The following is a 22,048-nucleotide window of genomic DNA, read 5'->3' as shown; positions in this document are numbered from 1 at the left end:
AGATGGAGGCGGGCCCGTTCGCGTCTCGGGGTGTCGGCCGTGCCGCCGAACCCGCGCCTACTCGCGCTCGCGCGGCGCGATCGCCGTGCCGACGAGTCCGACGAGTGCGGCGACGGCCATCATCACGGCGATCGGCCACCAGTGCCCGAACTGGGCGAGCAGCGCGGTCGCCGCGAGCGGGGCGAGCCCGCCGCCGACGATCGCTCCCGCCTCGCGACCGATCGAGATGCCCGAGTACCGCACGCGCGTGTCGAACATCGCCGTGAAGTACGCGGGCTGCACTCCGTCGGAGGCCGAGTTCACGATGCCGATCGCGGCGACCACGACGCCGATGACGAGCGCCGCCGACCCCGTGTCGAGCACGAGGAAGAGGGGTGCGGCGAGCACGGCGAACGCGACGAGGCTCCACGCCACGAGTCGGCGCGGGCCGACGCGATCGCCGAGCCCACCCCAGAACGGGCACAGCACCGCGGCGACCGCGGCCCCGACGAGCAGCGCGGTGAGGGTGACCTCGCGCGGCAGGCCGACGACGGTCGACGCGTAGCCCAGGCAGAACACCGACACGACGTAGAAGGTGGTGTTCACGCCGACGCGCACGAGGAACACGGCGAGGACGCCTCGGGGCCGGCGGAGCACCTCGGTGACGGGTCTGCGCGCCTCACGACGGGCCTCGAGCATCGCGACGAACTCGGGCGACTCGTCGACTCGGCGGCGCAGTCGCCACCCGATCGCGACGAGCACGAGGCTCGCGAGGAACGGCACGCGCCAACCCCAGGCGAAGAGCGCCTCGTCGTCGAGGAGCGCGACGAGCAGCATGAAGGCGAGGTTGCCGAGGATGAGACCCACGTACACCGCGCTCGAGATGAACGCCCCGCGGAACCCGCGCCGCAGGGGCGACTGCTCGAGGGCGAGCAGCACGGCGCCGCTCCACTCGCCGCCGGTCGCGAGCCCTTGCACGAGCCGCAGCACGACGAGCAGCACGGGCGCGAGCGCCCCGATCTGCGCGTGCGTCGGCAGCAGGCCGATGAGGGCGGTGGCGACGCCCATCGTGACGAGCGTCGCCACGAGCACGCGGCGCCGGCCCAAGCGGTCGCCGAGGTGTCCCGAGACGAGGCCGCCGAGCGGCCGCGCCACGAAGCCCGTCGCGAACACGGCGAACGAGAGCAGCAGGCTCGTGAGCGGGTCGTCGCCGGGGAAGAACAGCGTCGGGAAGACGAGCGCCGCCGCCGTGCCGTAGAGGAAGAAGTCGTACCACTCGAGCACCGTGCCGAAGGCCGCCGCGGTGACGGCACGGCGGCTTCGCCCCGGGTCGGAGGAGGCGCCCTCGGCGGGCGCCGTCTCGAGTGCCGTCGCCCCGCCGCTCACGCGGTCACCGCCCCGGTCGGCGTCGACGTCGCAGATGTCGCCGACGCCCCCGCGGCCGCGAGCGGCGCCGCGAAGAACGCCGACTCGTGCCGCGCCGAGGCGACGAATGCGCGGTGCATCCGCTCGCGATGCTCGGGGGTCGCGCCCGCGGCCGCCCGCGTCACGAAGCCGATCGCGTCGCGCGTCGCGACGGCGAAGCCGGGATCGGCGTAGGTCGCGAGCCACGAGGCGTACGGATGCCCCGGATCGAGGGCGGTCTCGCCGAACTCGCCCGCGGCGAGGCGTTCGCCGAGGTCGGTGTAGATCCAGAAGCACGGCAGCAGGGCCGCGATGAGCACGGCGTGATCGCCGCGCTGCGCGGTCGCGAGCAGGTGGTCGAGGTACGCGGTGGTCGTCGCATCGGGCGATGCGGATGCCGCGGTGCCGGCCTCCGATCCGAGCCAGCTCTCGTGCAACTCGAGCTCGCCGACGATCGATCCGTGGGCGGAGTTCGCCCAGAACGCCTGCGCCGGGGCATCCGGTGCGAGTCTCGCGGCCTCCGAGAGCACGCGAGCGTAGTCGCGGAGGTAGAGCGCGTCCTGCGCGAGGTAGGCGAGGAACGGTTCGCGTGCGAGGGAACCGTCGGCGAGTCCGCGGATGAACAGCAGTTCGTCGATCTCGCTTCGCACGTCGGCGATGCCGGCCCACCACTCGAACTCGACCTCGGCCGGCGTCGGCGCGGTGCGAGTGCCGCCGCGCGACCAGAGGCCGGCGAAGTGGTTGACCGGGCCGTGCCCGCCGCCGACCCCGAGGGCCTCGCCGTGACGCAGCGATTCCCGCAGCCAGCGGCGGGCCTCCGCGATCGCGGCCGGCCAGTCTCCGTGCTCGGCGGCGAGGGTCGCGATCGCCGACGAGAGCGAGCAACCGGTGCCGTGCGTCGCGGTCGTGGCGATGCGTTCACCCCCGAATTCGACGATCGTCGCGGTGGCGGCGTCGACGAGCGCATCGGGCGCGGTGTCGCCGGCGAGGTGGCCGCCCTTCGCGAGCACTCGCACCCCATACCTCGCCGAGACGCTCTCGGTCTGTGCGATCGCCTCGGGCCAGGTCGTCGCCACGACCGGCGGCCCTTCGCCGGAGCCTGCGAGCACCGAGAGCTCGGCGAGGTTCGGGGTGACGAGGTCGGCGAGCGGCAGCAGCTCGCGCATCGCCGACTCGGCGTCCGCGTCGAGCAGGCGGTCGCCGCTCGTGGCGACCATGACGGGGTCGAGCACGACGATCGGCGGGCGGGTGCGCTCGAGCCAGTCGGCGACGGTGCGGATGACCTCGGCGTTCGCGAGCATGCCGAGCTTCACGGCGTCGATCGTGATGTCGTCGGAGATCGCGTCGAGCTGTGCAGCGAGGAAGCTCGCCGGCGGCACGTGGACGTCGCGCACACCGCGCGTGTTCTGGGCGGTCAATGCGGTGATCGCGGCCATGCCGTAGCCGCCCACGGCGGAGATCGACTTCAGGTCGGCCTGGATGCCGGCACCTCCGGAGGGGTCGCTGCCGGCGATGCTCAGCACTCGAGCGGTCATCGCGCGGCCTCCCATCGGTCGGCGAGATCTCGAGCGGCCGCCCGAGGATCGTCGGCCGAGCAGATCGCCGAGACGAGTGCGACGCCGGCGGCCCCGGCCTCGCGGAGCGGCGCGACATCGGCCGGCACGATGCCGCCGATCGCGACGCACGGCAGTTCCGCCTCCGCGGCGAAGCGGCTGAATCCGTCGATGCCGAGGGCCGGCGGGTGATCGGGCTTCGTCGCGGTCGGACGGATCACGCCGACCCCGAGGTAGTCGACCGTGCCACGGGGCATCCGGCGCAGCGCCTCGAGGTGGGCGGGCGTGTTCGCGGTGAGTCCGATGACGGCGTCGGGTCCGAGCCGGTCGCGCGCGATAGCGGCCGCAGCGTCGCCCTGGCCGAGGTGCACGCCGTCGACGGGCACGCCGCTCGCGCGCGCCGCGATCGCGAGGTCGAGGCGGTCGTTCACGAGCAGGGCCGCCCTCCCGTCGATGACGTCGGCGAGAGCCTCGAGCTGGGCGAGCAGTGCGGATGCCTCGGCGCCCTTGTCGCGCACCTGCACCACGCGCACGCCGCCGGCGACGGCCTCGGCCACGACGGAGACGGTACCGCGCTCGCCGCAGAGAGCTGCGTCGGTGACGAGGTAGAGCGAGAGGTCGAGTGCCGTGCGCGCGCTCACGCGTCGGCTCCGGCGACGACGCCGAACGCCGCGGCGGCGGATGCCCCTGCGACGTCTCCGACGGTGCTCGAGACGCGTGCGCGCTCCCGCACCTCTGCCGGGCCGACTGCCGCGAGCGCGTCGAGGAACCTGGGTGCGAACGTGCCGGGACCCTCGGCGCCGGCCGCGGCGACCTCCGCGGCCACCGTGTAGACGAGGGTCGCGGCGACCGCACCGGTGAAGGCGTCGTCGGCGATCGCGACGAACGCGGCCGTCACCGCCCCGAGGGCGCATCCGCCGCCCGTGACGCGAGTGAGCAGGGGGTCGCCGTTCGAGATGCGCACCGTGCTGCGTCCGTCGGTGATGAGGTCGACCGGACCCGACACGGCGACGACCGAGCCGAACCGGGCGGCGAGCAGTGCGGCGGCTTCGGCCGCCGCGTCGGTCGAGTCGGCGGCGTCGACGCCGCGGCCGCCCGCTCCGACGCCCGCGAGGGCGAGGATCTCGCTCGCGTTGCCGCGGATGACGGCGGGTCGCAGCTCGACGAGTTCGTGCGCGAGCGCCGTGCGGATGGGCAGGGCGCCGATGGCGACCGGATCGAGCACCCACGGCGTGCCCGATTCGTGGGCGGCGCCGACGGCCTCGCGAGCAGCGGCGCGCTGCTCGGGCGACGGCGTGCCGAGATTCACGAGGAGGCCGCTCGCGACTCGCGCGAAGGCGGCCGCTTCGCCGACGATGTCGACCATGGCCGGGGCGGCGCCGATCGCGAGCAGCGAGTTCGCGGTGAAGCCCGAGACCACGGTGTTCGTGATGCATTGCACGAGCGGCACGCGGTCGCGGAGTCGGTCGAGCAGTTGTGCGCTCGAGTGGGCAGGGTCGATGGACAGACGATCGCTCAACGCGACATCCCTTCGCTAGTTCGAACTAGATCAGGTTCGACGGGTGTGTTCTCAGCCATGCCCGCTTCGGGTGAAGCGGTGCACGGCACCCCGTGTCACTGGGTCGAGCCTAGCGGCCGGAACGCCGAGAGGCCCCGTGGCATGCGCCACGGGGCCTCGGTCGTTCGGATGCGTCAGGCGCGCGAGCGTGCGGCGCGCGTGATGCCGAAGGCGGCGCCGCCCGCGAGGAGCATCGCCAGGGCGAGCAGCATGATGCCGTTCGCGTCGACGCCGGTCTCGGCGAGGCCGGCGGTCGACTTCGCGCCGGCCGTCGAGGCCGCAGCCGGAGTCGTGTTCGAGCCCGTCGCTCCGGGCGTGTTCGCCGCGGCGACCACGATGCCGGTGCTCGTGATCTCGTCGCCGTCGAGCAGCACGACCACGTCGTGGTCGCCGGCCGGGGTGGTGGCGCCGATCGTGGCGGGGAGGACGAAGTCGCCGTCGCCGTCGGTCGTCGCAGTGCCGAGCGCCTGGGGCGTCGAGTGGAGCTCGACGTCGTACTGCGTGTTCGGCGCGAAGCCGGTGCCGGTGACGGTGATGGCGCCGCCGGGGGTGAGGCTGCCCGTGACCGAGAGCTCGCCGACGATCGGCTCGACGGGGCCCGCGTTCTCCTCGCAGTCGGTCAGCACGGTCGTCGATGCGAGCACGACGTCGCCGTGCGCGGGGCCGGTGCGGACGACGACCCCGTGGTCGCCGGAGTCCTCGGCGAACGAGATGGTGCGCTGCTCGGCGCCGTTCTCGGCGATCGCGAGGAAGTGCTTCGCCTCACCGTCGATGTAGACCACGGCCGACGTGGTCGCGTTGATCGCGTCGGCGGCGAGGGCGGGGTTCGTGACGGTGACGTCGACGACGCCGCAGCTCGGGGCCGCGATGACCGCGGCGGCGTTCGCCGCACCGAGTGCGCACGCCGAGGAGGTGCCCTGCCAGGTGCCGGCGCCCTCGCCGTCGAACGAGGTGACGGTCACCGTGTACGGCTGCTCGGTGAACTTGTCGAGTGCGAACGACTGGTCGAACGACTCGCCGAACGCGGTGTCGACGACGACGTCGCCGTCGATCTCGACGGTGACCGTGTTGGGGGTGGGGTTCGCCGGCACCGCGGGGGTGACGACGACGGTCTCGGTGATGGCGGGCTTCGCCTCGACGTCGATGTGCTTCTGGGTCGCGCCGGTGAACTTGTAGAAGCCCCAGTCGTAGACGTCGTAGTCGCCGACATCCTTGTGGACCCAGCGGAACTCGCCCGTCGCATACGGGATCAGCCACATGCCGAGCTTCCACTTCTCGTACCGGTAGTCGGTGTGGCTCACCTCGTCGACGGCGGGCGTCACGACGACCTCTTCGGTGACCTCGGCGGCGCCGGGGTCGGTCGAGTAGCCGGTGAGGTTCACGTCGAGCGAGATGCAGCTCGCAGTGACCGAGGGCGTCGATGCCGATGCCGGCGCGGCGGTGCCGACGACGGCGATGCCGGCGCCGAGCACGGCGATCACGAGCGCGGAGAGCGTGCGTTTCATGGGGTCCTTCGGGTACGCCGAATCGAGTCGGCACGGGGAGCCCACGGCGGAATTTCGGGTTGCGCGGCGCGGACTCGTTGGGGTTGAAGGGAGTCTAGGTTCGCCGCATCTCGGAAACGGACGGAATCCCCCGAATCACCCCCGGACTGGGGGACGTTCCGGTCGGCGGCTGTCAGCGCGGTCGAGCCGAGCGGCCGATCGGTCGCGTCACTCCGCGGGTGACGGGTCGGGAATCTCCTCGGGGCGGTACTTCGGCAGGCGGCTCGCCGGGATGATCGCGAGTGCGCTCACGCCGGCCATGATGAGCAGGCCGAGCTTCAGGGCGCTGAGCCGGGCGTCGGTGTTGATCTGCACCGCGGCGTCGACCTGGGCGTCCGTGGCGTCCGTGGCGTCGAGCACTTCGCGCAACTGGTCGTTGCTCACGAAGTTGACCTCGCCGAGGTCGACCTGGGCGACCACCTCATCGGGGATCTCGACGTCGTTCACGACGGCCTGGGCGATGTTCATGCTGAGGATCGTGACGAGCATCGCGCCCGCGATGGCGGTGCCGACGGCCGACGCGAGGTTCTGCGTCGTTCCGCGGATCGAGCCGACGTCGCCCGCGAGCTCCTTCGGCGCCGACGTCACGAGCACGTTGAAGACGAGCGTGACGAGTGCGCCCTGGCCGATGCCGAACACGATCAGTCCCGCGATGGTCGGCAGCGTCTCCCAGTCGTTCGACACCACGAAGGAGAGCCAGAGCAGGGCGACGGTCGTGAGGATGAACGAGAACAACGCGATCGTGCGGGGTGCGTAACGCCGGTAGAACCGCACCACGAGCGTCGCCGTGACGAAGACCGTGATGTTGAAGGGCATCATCGCGAGCGAGGTGTCGAACGGCGTGCGACCCTGCACGATCTGGATGTACAGCGGCACCGTGAAGTTGATCGCGGCCTCGAGCGAGACGATCACGAACATCGCGTAGACCGCGGCGCGTTCGCGCGAGGAGCCGAGCACCGAGAGGCTCACGAGCGGCACCTTGCCCTCGCGAGTGCGTCGGCGCGTCCACACGAAGAACGCCTGGCCGAGGATGAGGCCGACGACCACGAAGATCGGTGCGGGCGAGAGGCCGAGCACGTCGAACGGGGCGTTCGGCGTCGCGAGCACGACCCCCCAGGTGTTCAGGTTGTTGAAGCCGAGGGTCAGCAGCACGATGCCGGAACCGATGAAGAGCGCGGCGACGAGGTCGATCTTGATGCCGGGGTCGCCCCTGTCGGAGCGCAGCGTGAAGCTGAGTGCGAAGACGACGATGGCGAGCACGAGCAGGATGAGGAAGACCGGACGCCAGCCGACCAGGGTGCCGAGCGCGCCGCCGATGAGGAACGCGCTCACACCCGAGATCGCGCGCGCCGAGCCGAGCGAGCCGATCGCGGTCGCCTGCTGGGGGCCGTGGTAGTTCTCGGCGATGAGCGCGACGAGCGACGGCACGATGATGGCGGCGGATGCCCCGGCGAAGGCCTGGGCCGCGATGACCCACCCGATCGTCGGAGCGAACACCATCATGAGCTCGGCCAGACCGAACAGTCCGACGACGATGCGGAAGACGAGCACCCAGCCGAATCGCTGCCCGAGCTTCGCACCGACCATGACGAGGGCCGCGACCATGAGTCCGTAGGTCACGATCGCGGTGCTCACGGCGGTCGGCGGCACACCGAACTCCTCGACCATGCCGCCGATCGAGACGGGCAGGGCCGCCACGTTGAACGACATGAGCACTTGGGCGAGGAAGAGCCCGATCATGGGCGCCCACGATGCCTTCACGGCCGTGCCGGTCTGCGGTGAGCGCGTGCTCGAGGTCATGGCTGACTCCGTTCCTGGGTGCGTTCGTGCGGTGCGGACGCGAAGATATTGAGCCCGAGGCTTCGGGAGAGATGGGCGGTCGCGCGTTGGCCGCGCACGCTGTTGCCGGCGCTGTCGAGGCGCGGCGAATAGGTGCCGATGCCGGCCTTGCCCGGGGAGACGGTGACGATGCCGCCGGCGACGCCCGACTTGCCGGGCAGTCCGATCTCGAAGAGCCACTCGCCCGATCGTTCGTAGAGCCCGTTCGCGGCGAGCACCGCCAGGGTGTCACGGCACACCTCGGCAGAGACCACCCGCACGCCCGTGATCGGATTCACGCCGCCGTCGGCGAGCGTGGCGCCCATTACCGCGAGGTCGTGGGCGTTCACGAGGAGCGCGCACTGCTTCGTGTACACGTCGACCGCTTCGAGGGGATCACGTTCGAGCCGGCCGTAGCTCTCGAGCAGCCTGGCGATCGCCCGGTTCCGCTGGTTCGTCGCCGCCTCCGACCGGTAGACCAGGTCGTCGAGCTGGAGCGCGCGCCCCGCGAAGCGGGAGAGGCCCGCGACGATGAACGCCCACTGCGCGTCGGCGTCGTCTCCGGGCACGAGCGCGGTCGTCGCGATCGCCCCGGCGTTGACCATCGGGTTCAGCGGGTGTCCGTCGTTCAGCTCGATCGCCATCACGGAGTTGAACGGCAGGCCGGTGTTGTTCACGCCGATGCGGTCGAGCACGGGCTGGTGGCCGAGCTCTTCGCACGCCAGCGCGTAGACGAACGCCTTGGAGATCGACTGGATGGAGAAGAGCCGGTCGACGTCGCCCGCGTCGTGCACGCTGCCGTCGACCTCGACGACCGCGACGCCGAACAGTGCAGGGTCCGCCTCGCCGAGGATCGGGATGTAGTCGGCGACGTCGCCCTCGTCGACGTCGCGGTTGCGCTCATAGGCCGCGTGGACGAGCGACTCGACGTCGTCCCACGGAGGCAGGGTGCCGGCGGACGCGCGCTGCTCGATGTCGTCGACCTCGAAATCCACGCGTCCTCCTGACGTCGTCACTCCGCTGCACCGATCATGCTGCACGTGCCGTGCCGACGCGGGCAACCGTCGTCGGGAAGTCGGACTCTCCCCAACAATCGCGAGGGCACCGGGCGACGAGAACGGGGGCGGATGCCGCGTGGCATCCACCCCCGTTCGGTTCGTGCGGTCGTCAGTTCACGCGCCGAGCCCGGACCCGCACGATCGCGTACGCCGCGCCGCCGGCGGCGATCAGCGCGAACGCGAGCCAGCCGAGCACGTCGACGAACGCGGTGCCGGTCGAGGCGAGACCCGCGCTCGAACCCGCGCCGGAGCCGGCCGATGCGACCGTGATCGACGCGCTCGCGACCTCGACGCCGTCGATCGTGACGACGATCGAGTGTGCGCCGGCGGGCGTCGCAGCCGGGATGGTTCCCGTGAAGGTGAATCCGCCGTCGCCGTTCGTCGTCGCGGAGCCGAGCGTCTGCGGCGTCGAGTGGAGCTCGACCGCGAAGCCGCCGGTGCCGGGCGCGAGGCCCGTGCCGACGACCGTGATGCGGCCGCCGGGCACGAGGTCGCCGGTCACCGCGACCGAGCCCTTCACGGTCGTCGGGTCGACGGCGGGCGCCGCCGCCACGGTCACGGCGGCCGACGCAGCGGATGCCGCGGAGGTGCCGACGGTGTTCCGGGCGGCGACCGTCGCGGTGTACTCGCCTGCTGCGAGCCCGGTGAAGGTGCGCGTCGTCGTGCCCGCGGGCGCCGAGACCGGGGCGCCGCCGTTCAGCGAGACGAGGTACTCCGTGATCGGCGAGCCGCCGTCGGCGGGTGCCGTCCACGACACGGTCACACCGGCGCCGGCGACCGTCGAGACGGGGGCGGCCGGCGCGTCGGGTGCGGCGGCGACGACCTCGGGGTCGTACGGCAGCGCGTCGAAGAAGGTGCCGAGGGCGGCGATGGCCTCATCGGCGAACGCGAGCTGGGCGGCGAGCCCGGCGGGGTCGGGCCGGTCGGCGTAACGGCCGGGCAGGTCGTTCACGTACCACCACTCGGTCATGTACTCCTTGTACGTGCCGTCGCCGTTGGAGTGGATCCACTGCTGTGCGATCGGCGCGGGCTGGCCGCCCAGGGTGCGCGAGCGGTCGTACTCGAGCAGGTACGGCACCTGCAGCTTCTTCGCGGTCGCGAGGGCCTTCGAGGTGTCGCCGCCCGGGAAGTAGTCGACCTGGCCGGAGACGCCCGGCACGTACTGCGTCACGAGGTTCGGCAGGTACTTGGTGACGAGGTCGCCGTAGAAGTCGGCGAACTCGGAGCCGGTGTCGCGGATGTGCAGGTCGTTGCCCGAGTTGCCGTCGAGGCGCAGGTCGAAGAAGTAGACCTTCGCGACGTCGTTCGCGACCGCCTGCCGGTTGACCTCCTTCAGCACGGCGCGGGTGTTGTGGCACCAGGTGCCGCCGAAGAGCAGCACGTAGTCGCCGTCGCTCTCGAGCAGGTTCACGAGCTCGGGGTAGGTGACCGTCTGGACGCGCCAGTCGGCATCGGCTTCGCCCAGCACCGTGGCGCCGCCGTAGACGTCGCGGCCGCCGTAGGCCGAGGCGTGCTTGGCGTTGACGACCTCTTCGGTGAACGTGAACTGGTCGCTCGTGTCGAGGTCGGCTGCCGTGCCGAGCACCGCGGCGACCTCGGCCTTGTAGGCGGTGAGCGCGGCCGGGTCCGCGAGCTGCTCCGCGGTCACCGGGGTGGTGATCGCCGAGACGATGCGGTCCTCCGCGCCGCCCTCGACGTGGGCCGAGTCGTAGACGAAGAGCGTCGGGTCGTCGGTGCCGTCGAACGGCGTCTGCGTGTCCTTGCCGAGTGCGTTCGCCACGAGCCGGGCCCAGAGCGGTGCGACGTCGGCGTTCGTCGTCGTGCGGATGTCGAGTCGGTCGCCGTCGAGGCGCGGGTCGAAGTTGTAGATCCGCTCGACTCCGGCCGCCTTCGCGACGTCGTTGATCGGGCCGACGGTCGCCGCCGTCTGCGCGTCCTCGGGTCCGCCGATGAGGAACGCGAAGCGCCCCTCCTGGCCGAGCAGGTACTCGAACCGTTCGAACGTGACGGTCTCGTAGACGCTGTCGGAGCCGAGGCCCTCGTAGGCGTCGTCGAAGTAGTCGACGGTGTCGGTCGGACTCGCGGGGGCTGCGGTGGCCGGGGCCGCCGCGACACCGCCGAGCACGACGGTGCCGGCGATGGCGAGGGCAGTCAGCATCGCCGCCCGCCTCTGGGTGGGGCGCTGGTGGTCGGGCACGGTGCTTCCTTTCTGGTGGGGGTGGGCCGGGCCGGTCATTCGGGCACGGATGTCTCGTCGGGCTGGTCGCTGACGGGCGCCGCGCTCGTGCGGCGCCGGGCGAACAGTCGCTGTCCGAGCAGTGCGAGTGCTCCGACGGCGACGAGGGCGACGAGGATGCCGGCGCCGGCGAGCCATTCGGGTGCCCCGCCGCTCGTGGCGGCGGCGGTCTCGACGGCCTGAGCGGTGGGCTCGGCGGTCGATGCGCTGATGGTCACCGACTTCGACACGCTCGATACGGGCGACTCGCCGACGGCGTTCGTGGCGATCAGCGTCGCCGTGTAGGCGCCGGCGCCGAGCACCTTGAACGTGTGCGAAGTGGCGCTCGCCGCAAGGGGGATGGCGGTGCCCTTGTTGAGCGACAGCCTGTAGCCCGTCACCGGGGAACCGCCGTCGGCCGGTGCGGCCCAGGTGACGGTGAGCGAGCTGCCCTTGGCCGTCAGGCGCGGCGCAGCCGGGGCGATGGGAGCCGTGGCCGCGACGGCCGCGGGTGCCGCAGCGCCGGCCGGCGTCTGGGCGGCGTCGGCCGAGTCGTCCGACGAACCCGACGAGCTGCCCCCGGTCGAGCCCGTCGTGCCGCCGGAGGTGCCGGCGTTCGGAGCAGGTGCGGGCGCCGGAGCCGGAGCAGGAGCCGGAGCGGGTGCAGGGGCGGGCGCCGGAGCGCTGCCGCCGCCGAGCGCGGGCGGCGGGTCCTCCTGCGTGCTGTCGTACGGGTACCCGCCGGCGTTCTCGCAGGCGCCGAGGTCGAAGTTGATCGAGCAGAGGTCGCAGACGTCGCCTGCGGCGGAAGCGGGGCTGCTGCTGATGAGCACGAGCGTCGGCACGGTGATCGCGAGCACGAGGGTCGCCGCGAAGCCGCGGAGGCCGCGAGCGCGGCGAGCGCTGTCGAATCGGGAGGTCATGAGGGTCGTCCTTCTGGTCGGCCGCATCAGCGGCGGGCGGCGAGTTCGGTCGTGGCGGAGTCGGGCGCAGCGGCATCGGCTTCGACGCCGTGATGGGCTGTCTCGACGGGGACGTCCTCGCCGAGGTCGTCGCGGTGCACGGCGCGGCCGGCGAAGATCTCGTCGTCGAGCGCACCCGCGCGGCGCGCGACGATCGCGGCGCTCGTGGCGGCTGCGGTGACGTTCGCCATGGTGCTCGCGGTGCCGGCGATGGCGCTGATCGGAATGAGCAGCACGAGCACCTCGACGGGCAGTCCGACCGCGGTCAACACCGCCGTCGCCGTCACGATCGCGGTGCCGGGAACGCCGGCGGTGCCGAGCGAGACGAGCAGGCCGAGCACGACGAGCACGACGTAGTCGAGCGGCGTGTACTCGATGCCGAGGGCGTTCACCGTGAAGACGGCCACGAGCGTGGGCCAGATGCCGGCGCAGCCGGGCATGCCGATGGTCGTGCCGATCGGGGCGGTGAAGCCCGCCACCTCGTCGGAGACGCCGATCTTGCGCGTCAGGGTCGAGATCGTGAGCGGCAGCGTGCCGATGCTCGACTGCGTCGTGAACGCCGTGTACTGCGCCGGGGTCAGCAGGCGGAAGAACCGCAGCGGGTTCAGGTCGGCGAAGACCCGCAGCAGCACGCCGTTGACGAGGTAGGCGTCGACGAAGCAGGCGACGAGCGCGATGACGAGCACGCCGACGAGCGAGAGCGCCGTCTCGATGCGGGCCACCGCCGTGGAGGTCGTGACGGCGACGAGCGCCAGCACCGCGTACGGGGTCAGGGCGATGATGAACCCGACGGCCTTGAAGAGCACCCGCCGCGTGGCATCCACGAACTCCTTGAACGGCCGCACCTTCTCGGCGTTCCGGTCGGCGACGATCAGGTACGAGATCGCGATCAGGAGCGTGAAGAGGATGATCGCGATGATGTTGTTCGACGAGATGTCGCCGACGACGTTGTGCGGGAAGAGGCCGACGATGACCTCGTCGAGCGGGGCCAGGAGTCCGGTGAGCGCCGTTCCGTCGACGCCCGCGAGTTCGAGGTTCGCCCCCTTGCCGATGCCCGTCGCGAGCGCGAGCCCGAGGGTCAGCAGGATCGCGATGAGGTTCGTGGTGAGCAGCCAGAAGACCGAGCTCAGGCCGATCGTGCGCAGCTTCGCGAGGCTGCCGAGCGAGGTGACGCTCGAGAGCACCGAGACGATGATGAGCGGCGCGACGACCGCCGTGATGATGTTGACGTAGATCGTGCCGATGACGTCGACGTAGTCGAGGTGCCCCTGGAACGCGAGGCCGACGCCGATGCCGACGACGAGCGCGATGACCGTGAGCAGCGTGAACTTCGCTCCGGCGCGGCGCAGCAGGAAGAGCCCGACGAAGAGCACGGCGATGAGGGCGAACGCGGCGATCGAGAGCCAGTCGAGGTCAGCCACGACGGCCTCCGAACGGCGCGGAGGAGGTGCGGATTCGGTGCATGAGCACGACCGTATTGAGCGCAGGATGCCGCGGTGCGACGCGTGTCGCACTGTGAATGCCTATGACGGCATACGACGCGCGGGGCGCCCGTTCGGTGTCGTCGGGTGGCGCATCGCGTCGTCGGATGACGCCGGGTCACGGCCTCCGTGTGACGTTCTGCGACGTCGAGTTGCGGCGAGGGGTCAGACGTTCACGCCGCTCGGCGCGGTCGGCCCGCCGAACCAGTGCGCCGGAGCGGGAAGCTCGACGCCCGTCGAGGCGAGCGCGATCGCGGCGAAGGCGTAGATCATGATCGCGATCGTCAGCCCGCCGAGCGCCATCGTGATCGGCACCGCGGGGGAGACCCGCACGCCCTCCCTGCGGTACCGGGGTGCGGCCATGAACGCGATCCACATCGACGTCGCCGCGAAGCCCGTGATCCACACCGTGCGGAGCGCGTCGCCCTCGAGCGGTGCCATCACGGCGATGACGAGCGAGGCGATCGCCATGAACAGGCCCGTGTACGCGAAGAACCGTGCGAACCCGATGCCGCCGACCTCGTCCTCGCCCGTCCACCACGGTCCGTCGGGTCGGTTCGACTCCTCGGATCCGTCCGGGTCCCGCGCTTCGCTCATGGTGCGATCGTAGAGCGGATGTCGCGGCATCCGCGTGACGTCGTCGAGCTAGCGGGCGTCCGCCTCGGCACTGGCCGCCGCTCGGCGGTTGTGGATCGCGATCCACACCAGTGACGGCAGGAAGCCGCAGACGATCAGCGCAACGCCCAAGACGTCGATCAGCGGGGCCAGGAGTGCGGCGCCCAGAACCAGCACGCCCGCGCCGCCCGCGCGCAACAGGATCGACCGCCGCGGCGTCTGCTCGGGACTGACGAGATACGGAATCCGTCGGCCCGGATTCGCCCGCACGAGCAGCTGCGTGGACCACGTGGTCATGGCAGCGCCGGCGAGCACGACGACCCATCCGGCGAAGATCTGCATGCTGCTCATCCGAACACAGGGCCCGGTGGTGGTCAAGTCGGCGGGACGGCGCGGACCTCTGCCTCCGAAGAGCGGATGCCGCGGGGTCAGGCGTTCGCGACGGCAGCGCGCGGCGCGCTGCTGAGCGCGTCCACGACGAAGCGCGCGTCGCGGTCCATGCCCATGAGCGTCGCGGATGCCACGGAGTACTGGAACGGCATGCCGACGAACGCGAGTCCGGGGCATCCGCTCGCGATGCCGCGCTCCTCGACGGGGCGGCCGTCGGGGCCGATGACGCCGTCGATGTCGATCCAGCCGAGGTCGGGTCGCGAGCCCGTGCACCAGACGACCGTCGCCGCCTCGACGACCGTGCCGTCGGCGCTGACCGGGCCGTCGGGCCCGACGCCCGTGATCCGGCCGAGCTGCACGATGCCCGCCCGCTCGAGGGCTGCCGGCTTGTTGCGCACGAGCATCACGCCGTGGGCGAGCACGGCGCGCTTCATCGCCCGGCCCTTCGGGGTGTCGATCGTCATCCGGCGCAGGCGCGAGATGAAGACGCCGGCCAGGAGGTTGCCGATCGGGGTGTCGATGTCGACCGGCACGTGACCCGGATGCCGTCCGGCGAGCGTGACCGCGTGGCCGCTGCGCGCGGCTTCGAGTGCGATGTCCGTGCCGGAGTTGGCCGCGCCGACGACGAGCACGGGGCCGTCGGCGAGCTGCTCGGGCCCGCGGTAGTGGAGCGAGTGGAGCTGGCGGATCGACGGATCGAGCTCGCTCGCGAACGGCGGCACGACGGGGATGCGGTGCGCACCCGTCGTGACGACGACGCGTTCGGCCGTCACCTCGTCGCCGTTCCCGAGTTCGAGGCGGAACCGGCCGTCGCGGGTGCGAGTCAGCGACAGGACCCTCGTCGAGCGGCGCACGGGCAGTGCGAAATGCCGTGCGTAGCGTTCGAGGTAGTCGCCCATCTGCGCGCCGGTGGGGTACGCGAAGCGGCCCTCGTCGATGCGCAGGCCGGGCAGGCTGATGTACGGGCGCGGGGTGAACAGCCGCAGCGAGCGGTAGCGCTCGCGCCAGGAGTCGCCGACGCGCGGGTGCTCGTCGAACAGCTCGAAGCGTTCGCCGTGATCGGCGAGGTGCTTGCCGACGATCAGGCCGGCGGCGCCGGCGCCGATCACCGCGGTGTCGATGGTGGTGGACATGAGGCCCTCCTTTTCACGCGACGCTACGGACGGCGCAGGGTGGCCGCGTCGGCAGAAATGACCAGATCGGGAACGCCCGATCCGGCCGGGCGCTCAGCTCGGCGTGTTCAGCCCGTGCTCGAACGCGAAGGCCGTGGCGGCGGACCGGCTGCCGAGGCCGAGCTTGCCGAGGATGTTGCTGACGTGCCGCGCCACGGTGCGTTCGCTGAGGAACAGGTCTCCCGCGATCTGCCGGTTCGAGCGGCCGCTCGCGACGAGTCGCAGTACCTCGAGCTCGCGCCTCGTGAGGCCGGCGGATGCCGCGGCACCCCCGCTCTCGGCGGCCAGGCGTTCGAGTCGGTCGAGGTCGGCGACGGCACCGAGCCCCGCGAGCACCGTGCGTGCGGCGTCGAACTCGAGTTGCGCCGCCTCCTCGTCGCCGCAGGCTCGGTTCGCCCGCGCCATGAGCACACGGGTGACGGCCGCCTCGTAGGGGGCCTCGAGTCGGCGCCAGACCGCCCACGACCGGCGCAGCAGGGGCAGCGCCTGCTCCGGGGCATCCGTGCCGATCAGGAGTCGGGCCTCTGCTCGGTCGGCCTGCGCCTCGAGGTAGACGGTGCCGAGCTGCTCGGCCATCGCGCGAAGCGCGGTCGCGGCCCGGGCGGCGACCGCGCGGTCACCGTGCTCGACCTCGAGCTCGACCTGCGCGGCGAGCAGTTCGGCTCGGGCTCCTGGAACCGGGTTCGTCTCGAGTGCACGGGCGACGCCACTGCGGGCGGCCGCGAATCGTCGGGCGTCGCGTGCGAGCAGTGCGAAGCCGGGCTGCACCTCGCGCCCGAGCTCGGCAGCCCGCCGGTACGCGGCCTCGGCGTCGCGACGGCGGCCGACGAGCCGGCAGAGCTCGCCGAGCCCGTAGTAGGCGTCTTCGAGCGTCTCGGCGCGGCGTTCGCGTTCGCAGACGGCTTCGAGGGTGAGCACGGCCTCGGGCCACTCGCCCAGCAGTCGCAGCACGCCCGCCCGGTGCACGGAGCACTCGCCGCGGAACGGCTCGAGCCCGCGTTGCGCGTCGCACCAGTCGCCGAGGCTGCGGGTCCAGACGCGGGCACGATCGACGTCCCAGCGATCGAGGCAGCTCGCGATGACGGCGCAGTAGGCGGGGCCGGCCACCCGATCGCTCACCCGGCCCGACGAGATGGCGAGCATGACGCGGTCCATGCACGCGAAGCCCTCGCCGATGCGGCCGGCGTGAATGAGCGCACGCCCGAGGCCCATGGTCGCCAGCACCTCCGTGTCGACGTCTCCGGTGCGATGTGCGAGGTCGACCGCGCGCTCGCCGAGGTCGACGGATGCCTCGAACTCACCACTCGCGAATGCCCCGACCGCCCGGCAGAGCGCCGCCGTCGCGGCGTTGTCCGGCGTCGCCTCGACGGAGCCGGTCAGCTCGAACAGCCGCGCCATCCACGCGCCCGCCCGCACGGCCTCGCCGTGGTCGGCCAGGGTGAAGCCGAGCCAGAACACGCAGCGGATCGCGGCATCCGCGTCGCCGGCGTCGAGGTAGGCGAGGTGCGCGTCATCCCATGCACGCTCGCTCTCGGCTTCACGGCCGAGGAACCACGCTGCGAGGCCCAAGGCGTCGAGTTCACCGGCGGTGAGCACGGCTCGACGGGCCGCGAGCTCGTCGTAGCGCGCGACCCAGTCGATGACCTGCAGCGTGTCGGCCGGAGCCATGGCGTCAGTATCCGCCCGCCGGGGTGAGCCTCACAAGGTGCAGGTGCAGGTGCAGGTGCAGGTGCAGGTGCTGGTGCTGGTGCTGGTGCTGGCTTCTTGCTCGATGTCGATCTGGCGCGTTCCCGTTCGACGTCCAGAATGAGAGCGGAGATACCGACTCGGAAGGAATCACGAAATGCGCACCCTTATCGTCACCGAGTTCATCAGCCTCGACGGGGTCATCGACTCGCCCGGCGGCGGATCGCACCCGCGGGCCGGCTGGACGTTCAAGGACGTCCCCTTCGTCGAAGCGGCCTACGAGCTCAAGGGCCGGGAGCAGCTCGAAGCGGGAGCGATGCTCATCGGACGGGTCAGCTACGACGAGTTCGCACCGATCTGGCCGACGATGGAAGACGACTTCGCCGAGTACAACGCGATGCCGAAGTACGTCGTCTCGAGCACGCTGACCGACCCCGAGTGGAACAACACCCACGTGCTGCGCTCGCTCGACGACGTCGCGAAGCTCAAGGAGGGCGACGGCGCATCGATCATCGTGCACGGCAGCGCGACCCTCGCGAAGGGCCTCGCCGCGGCCGGCCTCGTCGACCGGTACCACCTGCTCGTCTTCCCGGTGCTGCTCGGCGACGGCAAGCGCCTCTTCGGCGACGGCGACCCGCACACGCAGCTCGACCTCGTCGAGTGCGAGGCCTACTCGAACGGCATCGTCAAGCAGGTCTACGACGTCAAGCGCTGAGCGGATGCCGCGGCATCCGTCACTCGCTCGGTCTCGTGCGGTCGATTCGTGCTCGACCTCGAACGGCCCTCGGCCGCGAAGCAGATCTCGGCAACGCGCATGCCAGTTCCCCCTCACTGATGAGGGGGACCTGGCACAGCTCTGACGGCAACGCTCGGAGGATGCTCTGGCAGCGCCCCGCCGTCAGCGCCCGCACCGTCGGCATCGCACTCGCAGCGCGCTCCGACGCCGGATCGACGCGCGACTACGAGACGGAGCCGGGTGCGGTCACGCGCTTCTTCTCGCGCACGTAGACCTCGCGCCGCACCCGGGCGACGACATCGCCGTCACCGTCGGTGATCTCGGTCTCGAACCACTCGAGCACCTTCGCGCCGCCGCGTGCGCGCTCGCGGAGCTCGGCCGTCTTCTCGGGCGACACCGCGAAGTGCGCGGTCAGCACTCCGCGGCCGGGCTTGACGAACTCGATCTCGCCGCGGGTGTCCCAGACGATGTAGTCGCGGCCGATCTGGTGCATGACGAGCATGAAGAAATAGGGGTCGGTCATGGCCGACATCGATCCGCCGAACGCGGTCTTCACGTAGTTGCGGGTGAAGACGTTGACGTGCAGCTCGACGGTCGCGCTCGTCCAGTCGGGGGCGAATCGCTTCACGCGGATGCCGCTGAACAGGTTCGGGATCCACAGGCTCATGCCGAGGGCCAGGCGTCGAGGTGTCACGGGCATGCCGTCGAGTCTTGCGTGCCCGACCGGATGCCGCGAACGCCTTGTAGGCCGTCGACAACCGGTCGACGGCTCGCACCGTCTGCCAGAATCGACGTCGTGTCGAAGGAGAACGACCGGATCGAAGCCGCACTCGACCACGTGCGCGCCGTCTCGACCGGCGGCGCGCTGCGGCGCGGGGCGAAGATCACCGTGCACTTCCACCCCGATGCGCTGTACCGGGGCGGCACCGTCATCGAGGCGCTCGCGTTCGATCGCACGTACCGATCCCAGTTCGAGACGGGCATCAGCAACGGCGGGCTCACTGCGAAGCCGGGCGGTGATCGATGGCGGTGGGAGCGCCGGCTGTTCGGCGGCCACTACGACGAGAGCGAACCCGAGGCACGTCCGAAGTACGGTTCGCTGAGCCTCGATGGCGACGAGTACGGCGGCTCGCCGCGATTCGGTTCGAGCCACCTGCGGCTGCGCGAGGACGTGCTCGATCGCACGACGTTCTGCGTCCCCGACAGTGTGCTCGGCCCGACGCGTTTCGGCACCGCCGACCGGTTCGACCTCGACGACGCCGTCGAGGAGTATGGATTCGACGATCCGCTCGATGCCTACGTCGAAGCCCAGGTGCACGGTCCGATCGACCTCGAAGCGGATGTCGAGGCGCTCGTGCTCGATCCCTCGTATCGCGACTCGGGCGTCGAGACCGCCGCACGGAGGCTCGGCTGCCCGATCGAGTGGCACTCCGGGTATGCGGCTTCGTCGGCACTGCTGCGCAGTCACCCGGAGTATCGAGGTGAGCGCATCTCCGAACTGGCTGCGGGCGTCGCGGAGAACGCGGGCGGTGCACTCGACCCGCACCGGCTCGGGCTGGTGCGATCACGTACCGATCTCGACCCGCAGCACGTCAAGAAGGCATGGCACCTGCTCGCTCGCTTCGGCCGCCGCAACGGGTAGCAGCGCGACGGGGCGACACCCCACGTGGAGTGGGAGCGCGCCCCGCCGCTTCGTTCAGGCCGCTGCGTCGTCCTGCACGGCGGTGACCGCACGCAGCCCGTCGACGAGCGTCGTCGTCGGGCGGCCGAGCAGGCGCGAGAGCGTGCCATCGGTCTCGGCGAGGTCGCCCTCGCGGATGCCCGTGTTGATCGCCGTGACGAACCCGGCCGTGTCGGCGTCGAGTCCTGCCGACTGCAGTGCGGCGACCTGCTCCTCGGTGGTGAGCCGGGTGAACACGACCTCGCGGCCGAGCACGTCGCCGGCCGCGGAGGCGAGGTCGTCGAAGTTCCAGGCGACGTCGCCGCCGAACTCGTAGACCTCGCCGAGGTGACCGTCTTCGAGGAGCACCACGGCGGCGCCCTCGGCGAGGTCGGCGCGGGTCGCGCTCGCGACGCGACCGTCGCCCACGGACGACGCGATGACGCCGGTCGACGCGGCGCGCGCGACATCCGCCGCGTAGTTCTCGGTGTACCAGTTGTTGCGCACGATCACGGCGGGGACGCCGGAGGCCGCGATGGCCTCTTCGGTGGCCTTGTGGTCGGGCGCGAGTACGAGGCTCGTCGTGGTGGCGCGGGGCGCGCTCGTGTAGACGAGCTTCTCGACGCCGGCGGCCTTCGCGGCGTCGATGACGTTCTGGTGCAGCGCGACGCGCCCGCCGGGCACCGATGCCGAGATGAGCAGCACGGTGTCGACGCCGTCGAGTGCCGGCGCGATGGTCTCGGGGCGTGCGTAGTCGAGCTCGGCGGTGCGGATGCCGCGGGCGGCGAACTGCTCGAGCTTCGAGGTGTCGCGGGCCGTCGCGACGATGTCGGTGGGCGCGGCGCCGCGCGCGAGCAGCGCGTCGACGACGAGACGGCCGAGCTGGCCCGAGGCAGCGGTGATGAGGATGGTCATGGTGGAGCGGTCCTTCCGGTTGCGGTCACCACCTGCCAACCGGATGCCCCGTGCAAACCTTCCCCATTGGAGGTACCCACTTTCACGTAAGGTACGCACGATCTCGTCAGTTTTGCGAGAATTCAGGCCGATGTCTCGGGAGCGCCGGTCGACTCTCGCTGAACGAGCGTGTACGGAACCGAATCGGTCTTCGGCACGGCATCGGGATGATCGAGGCGCCGCAGCAGTGCATGCACGGCGAGCCGCGCGATCTCGCCCAGGTCGGGCGCGATCGTGGTGAGCGAGGGGGCCGCGTACGCCGCCTCGGCCGTGTTGTCCCAGCCGACGACCGCGATCTGGTCGGGAACGCTGATGCGGGCCTCCCGGAACGCCCGGAGGGCGCCGATGGCGAGCAGGTCGTTCGCGCAGACGAGGCCGTCGACCTCCGAGATGCGGGGGATGAGCTCCTTCGTGCGCTCGTAGCCCTCTTCGCGCGAGTAGTCGCCGTCGGGGTGGAGCTGATCCCATCGCGAGACCTCGATGATGTGGGCCGGGTCGGCGCTCAGGCTGTGCGCCTCGAGCGCCTGCAGGAAGCCGCGCATGCGCAGGTCGGCGGGAGCCGCGCCGATCGTTCCCGCCTGCACCTTGCCGAGGAAGGCGAGGCGTCGCCGACCTCCCTCGATGAGGCACGTGGTCGCGTCGTAGCTCGACTGCACGTTGTCGACGACGACGCTGTCGATCTTCGCGCTGCGGAAGCGCTCGCCGAGGAGCACGAGCGGGGTATCGCCGCGCTCGGCTTCGAATCTCGCCAGATCGATCGAGAGCGGGCTGAAGAGGATGCCGTCGGTGAGGATCGTGCGGAAGCCGGCCGCCACGCGGAGTTCGCGTTCGAGCAGGCCGCGCGTCTCGTCGATCACGACGTCGTAGTCGACCTTCTCGGCCTCGGTGACGACCGCGTGCGCGAGCTGCGCGAAGTACGGGTGCGAGATGAACGGCACCGAGAACGTCAGCAGCTTGCTCCGGCCGCTTCGGAGCTGCCGTCCCGCGTGCTGCGGTCGGTACCCGAGCTCGCGGATGGCGGCCTCGACGCTGGTTCGCGTGGCGTCGCTGATGTACTTGTGGCCGTTCACCACGTTGGAGACGGTGCGATAGGAGACGCCGGCGACGGCGGCGACGTCCTTCAGCGTCGGCAGCCCGTTCTTCTTCGGCGGGGGGAGGTCGTCAGTCGGTTCCACGCTCACATCGTAGTGAAGCATGTTGCAACGTTGACACAAATCAGTATTTCCACGTTGCAATATGTGGAATGTTCTGATTGAGTGTCTC

At 71.2% G+C, this 22,048-nt stretch carries 19 protein-coding genes and 1 riboswitch; of the genes, 2 read left to right on the top strand and 17 right to left on the bottom strand.

What is annotated here, in order from left to right:
• Nucleotides 1–57: 57 nt before the first annotated feature.
• From ACFTQE_RS10220 to ACFTQE_RS10155, 14 genes are all read right to left on the bottom strand, one after another.
• Complete coding sequence (locus ACFTQE_RS10220; protein ID WP_376924956.1) at nt 58–1,365, bottom strand: MFS transporter; 1,308 nt, start codon at nt 1,363–1,365, stop codon at nt 58–60.
• The gene (locus tag ACFTQE_RS10215) at nt 1,362–2,918 is read right to left on the bottom strand and encodes a bifunctional hydroxymethylpyrimidine kinase/phosphomethylpyrimidine kinase (RefSeq protein ID WP_376924955.1); all 1,557 of its coding nucleotides are present in this window, start codon (nt 2,916–2,918) and stop codon (nt 1,362–1,364) included. Before ACFTQE_RS10215 ends, ACFTQE_RS10220 begins: the two co-directional genes overlap by 4 nt.
• Nucleotides 2,915–3,577, bottom strand: coding sequence for a thiamine phosphate synthase (gene thiE, locus ACFTQE_RS10210; protein ID WP_376924954.1), 663 nt, complete (start codon nt 3,575–3,577; stop codon nt 2,915–2,917). The genes ACFTQE_RS10215 and thiE overlap by 4 nt, the downstream gene beginning before the upstream one ends.
• Complete coding sequence (gene thiM, locus ACFTQE_RS10205) at nt 3,574–4,455, bottom strand: hydroxyethylthiazole kinase (protein WP_376924953.1); 882 nt, start codon at nt 4,453–4,455, stop codon at nt 3,574–3,576. The genes thiE and thiM overlap by 4 nt, the downstream gene beginning before the upstream one ends.
• A riboswitch (TPP riboswitch) is annotated at nt 4,446–4,558 on the bottom strand. It overlaps the preceding gene by 10 nt.
• Nucleotides 4,559–4,628: 70 nt before the next feature.
• Nucleotides 4,629–5,999: a hypothetical protein gene (locus ACFTQE_RS10200; RefSeq protein ID WP_376924952.1), complete on the bottom strand. Its 1,371-nt coding sequence runs from the start codon at nt 5,997–5,999 to the stop codon at nt 4,629–4,631.
• Nucleotides 6,000–6,206: 207 nt separating this feature from the next.
• Nucleotides 6,207–7,838 carry an MFS transporter gene (locus ACFTQE_RS10195; RefSeq protein WP_376924951.1) on the bottom strand — a complete coding sequence of 544 codons (1,632 nt, stop codon included), beginning with the start codon at nt 7,836–7,838 and terminating at the stop codon, nt 6,207–6,209.
• The gene (gene glsA / locus ACFTQE_RS10190) at nt 7,835–8,851 is read right to left on the bottom strand and encodes a glutaminase A (RefSeq protein WP_376924950.1); all 1,017 of its coding nucleotides are present in this window, start codon (nt 8,849–8,851) and stop codon (nt 7,835–7,837) included. The genes ACFTQE_RS10195 and glsA overlap by 4 nt, the downstream gene beginning before the upstream one ends.
• Before the next feature lie 172 nt (nt 8,852–9,023).
• Nucleotides 9,024–11,072, bottom strand: a complete 2,049-nt coding sequence (locus tag ACFTQE_RS10185) for a fibronectin type III domain-containing protein (protein WP_376924949.1) — start codon at nt 11,070–11,072, stop codon at nt 9,024–9,026.
• Between the two features lie 74 nt (nt 11,073–11,146).
• Nucleotides 11,147–12,052: a fibronectin type III domain-containing protein gene (locus tag ACFTQE_RS10180; RefSeq protein ID WP_376924948.1), complete on the bottom strand. Its 906-nt coding sequence runs from the start codon at nt 12,050–12,052 to the stop codon at nt 11,147–11,149.
• A gap of 26 nt (nt 12,053–12,078) precedes the next feature.
• Nucleotides 12,079–13,512: a dicarboxylate/amino acid:cation symporter gene (locus ACFTQE_RS10175; RefSeq protein ID WP_376924947.1), complete on the bottom strand. Its 1,434-nt coding sequence runs from the start codon at nt 13,510–13,512 to the stop codon at nt 12,079–12,081.
• A 225-nt stretch (nt 13,513–13,737) separates the two neighbouring features.
• Nucleotides 13,738–14,169: a hypothetical protein gene (locus ACFTQE_RS10170; RefSeq protein ID WP_376924946.1), complete on the bottom strand. Its 432-nt coding sequence runs from the start codon at nt 14,167–14,169 to the stop codon at nt 13,738–13,740.
• Nucleotides 14,170–14,217: 48 nt separating this feature from the next.
• Entirely contained in the window at nt 14,218–14,529 is a 312-nt protein-coding gene (locus ACFTQE_RS10165) for a hypothetical protein (RefSeq protein ID WP_376924945.1), read from the bottom strand.
• An 86-nt stretch (nt 14,530–14,615) separates the two neighbouring features.
• Nucleotides 14,616–15,710 (bottom strand): flavin-containing monooxygenase, encoded by a 1,095-nt coding sequence (locus tag ACFTQE_RS10160; RefSeq protein ID WP_376924944.1) that lies wholly within the window; start codon nt 15,708–15,710, stop codon nt 14,616–14,618.
• A gap of 93 nt (nt 15,711–15,803) precedes the next feature.
• Complete coding sequence (locus tag ACFTQE_RS10155) at nt 15,804–17,417, bottom strand: LuxR C-terminal-related transcriptional regulator (RefSeq protein WP_376924943.1); 1,614 nt, start codon at nt 17,415–17,417, stop codon at nt 15,804–15,806.
• Nucleotides 17,418–17,592: 175 nt separating this feature from the next.
• Between ACFTQE_RS10155 and ACFTQE_RS10150 the strand changes: the two genes are divergently transcribed.
• Entirely contained in the window at nt 17,593–18,150 is a 558-nt protein-coding gene (locus ACFTQE_RS10150; RefSeq protein WP_376924942.1) for a dihydrofolate reductase family protein, read from the top strand.
• 244 nt (nt 18,151–18,394) lie between these two features.
• Here the strand turns inward: ACFTQE_RS10150 and ACFTQE_RS10145 are convergent, their stop codons facing one another.
• Nucleotides 18,395–18,871: a DUF4442 domain-containing protein gene (locus tag ACFTQE_RS10145; RefSeq protein WP_376924941.1), complete on the bottom strand. Its 477-nt coding sequence runs from the start codon at nt 18,869–18,871 to the stop codon at nt 18,395–18,397.
• Between the two features lie 96 nt (nt 18,872–18,967).
• Between ACFTQE_RS10145 and ACFTQE_RS10140 the strand changes: the two genes are divergently transcribed.
• Nucleotides 18,968–19,813, top strand: coding sequence for a DUF3626 domain-containing protein (locus ACFTQE_RS10140; protein WP_376924940.1), 846 nt, complete (start codon nt 18,968–18,970; stop codon nt 19,811–19,813).
• 54 nt (nt 19,814–19,867) lie between these two features.
• Here the strand turns inward: ACFTQE_RS10140 and ACFTQE_RS10135 are convergent, their stop codons facing one another.
• Complete coding sequence (locus tag ACFTQE_RS10135; RefSeq protein ID WP_376924939.1) at nt 19,868–20,746, bottom strand: SDR family oxidoreductase; 879 nt, start codon at nt 20,744–20,746, stop codon at nt 19,868–19,870.
• 122 nt (nt 20,747–20,868) lie between these two features.
• Complete coding sequence (locus tag ACFTQE_RS10130; RefSeq protein ID WP_376924938.1) at nt 20,869–21,960, bottom strand: LacI family DNA-binding transcriptional regulator; 1,092 nt, start codon at nt 21,958–21,960, stop codon at nt 20,869–20,871.
• Nucleotides 21,961–22,048: the final 88 nt, after the last annotated feature.

It is taken from the genome of Agromyces sp. NPDC056965 (assembly GCF_042673425.1).
In the GTDB taxonomy this organism is placed as follows: Bacteria; Actinomycetota; Actinomycetes; order Actinomycetales; family Microbacteriaceae; genus Agromyces.
The sequence above is the reverse complement of the archived record's forward strand: the minus strand, read 5'-3'. Positions and strand labels throughout refer to the sequence as shown.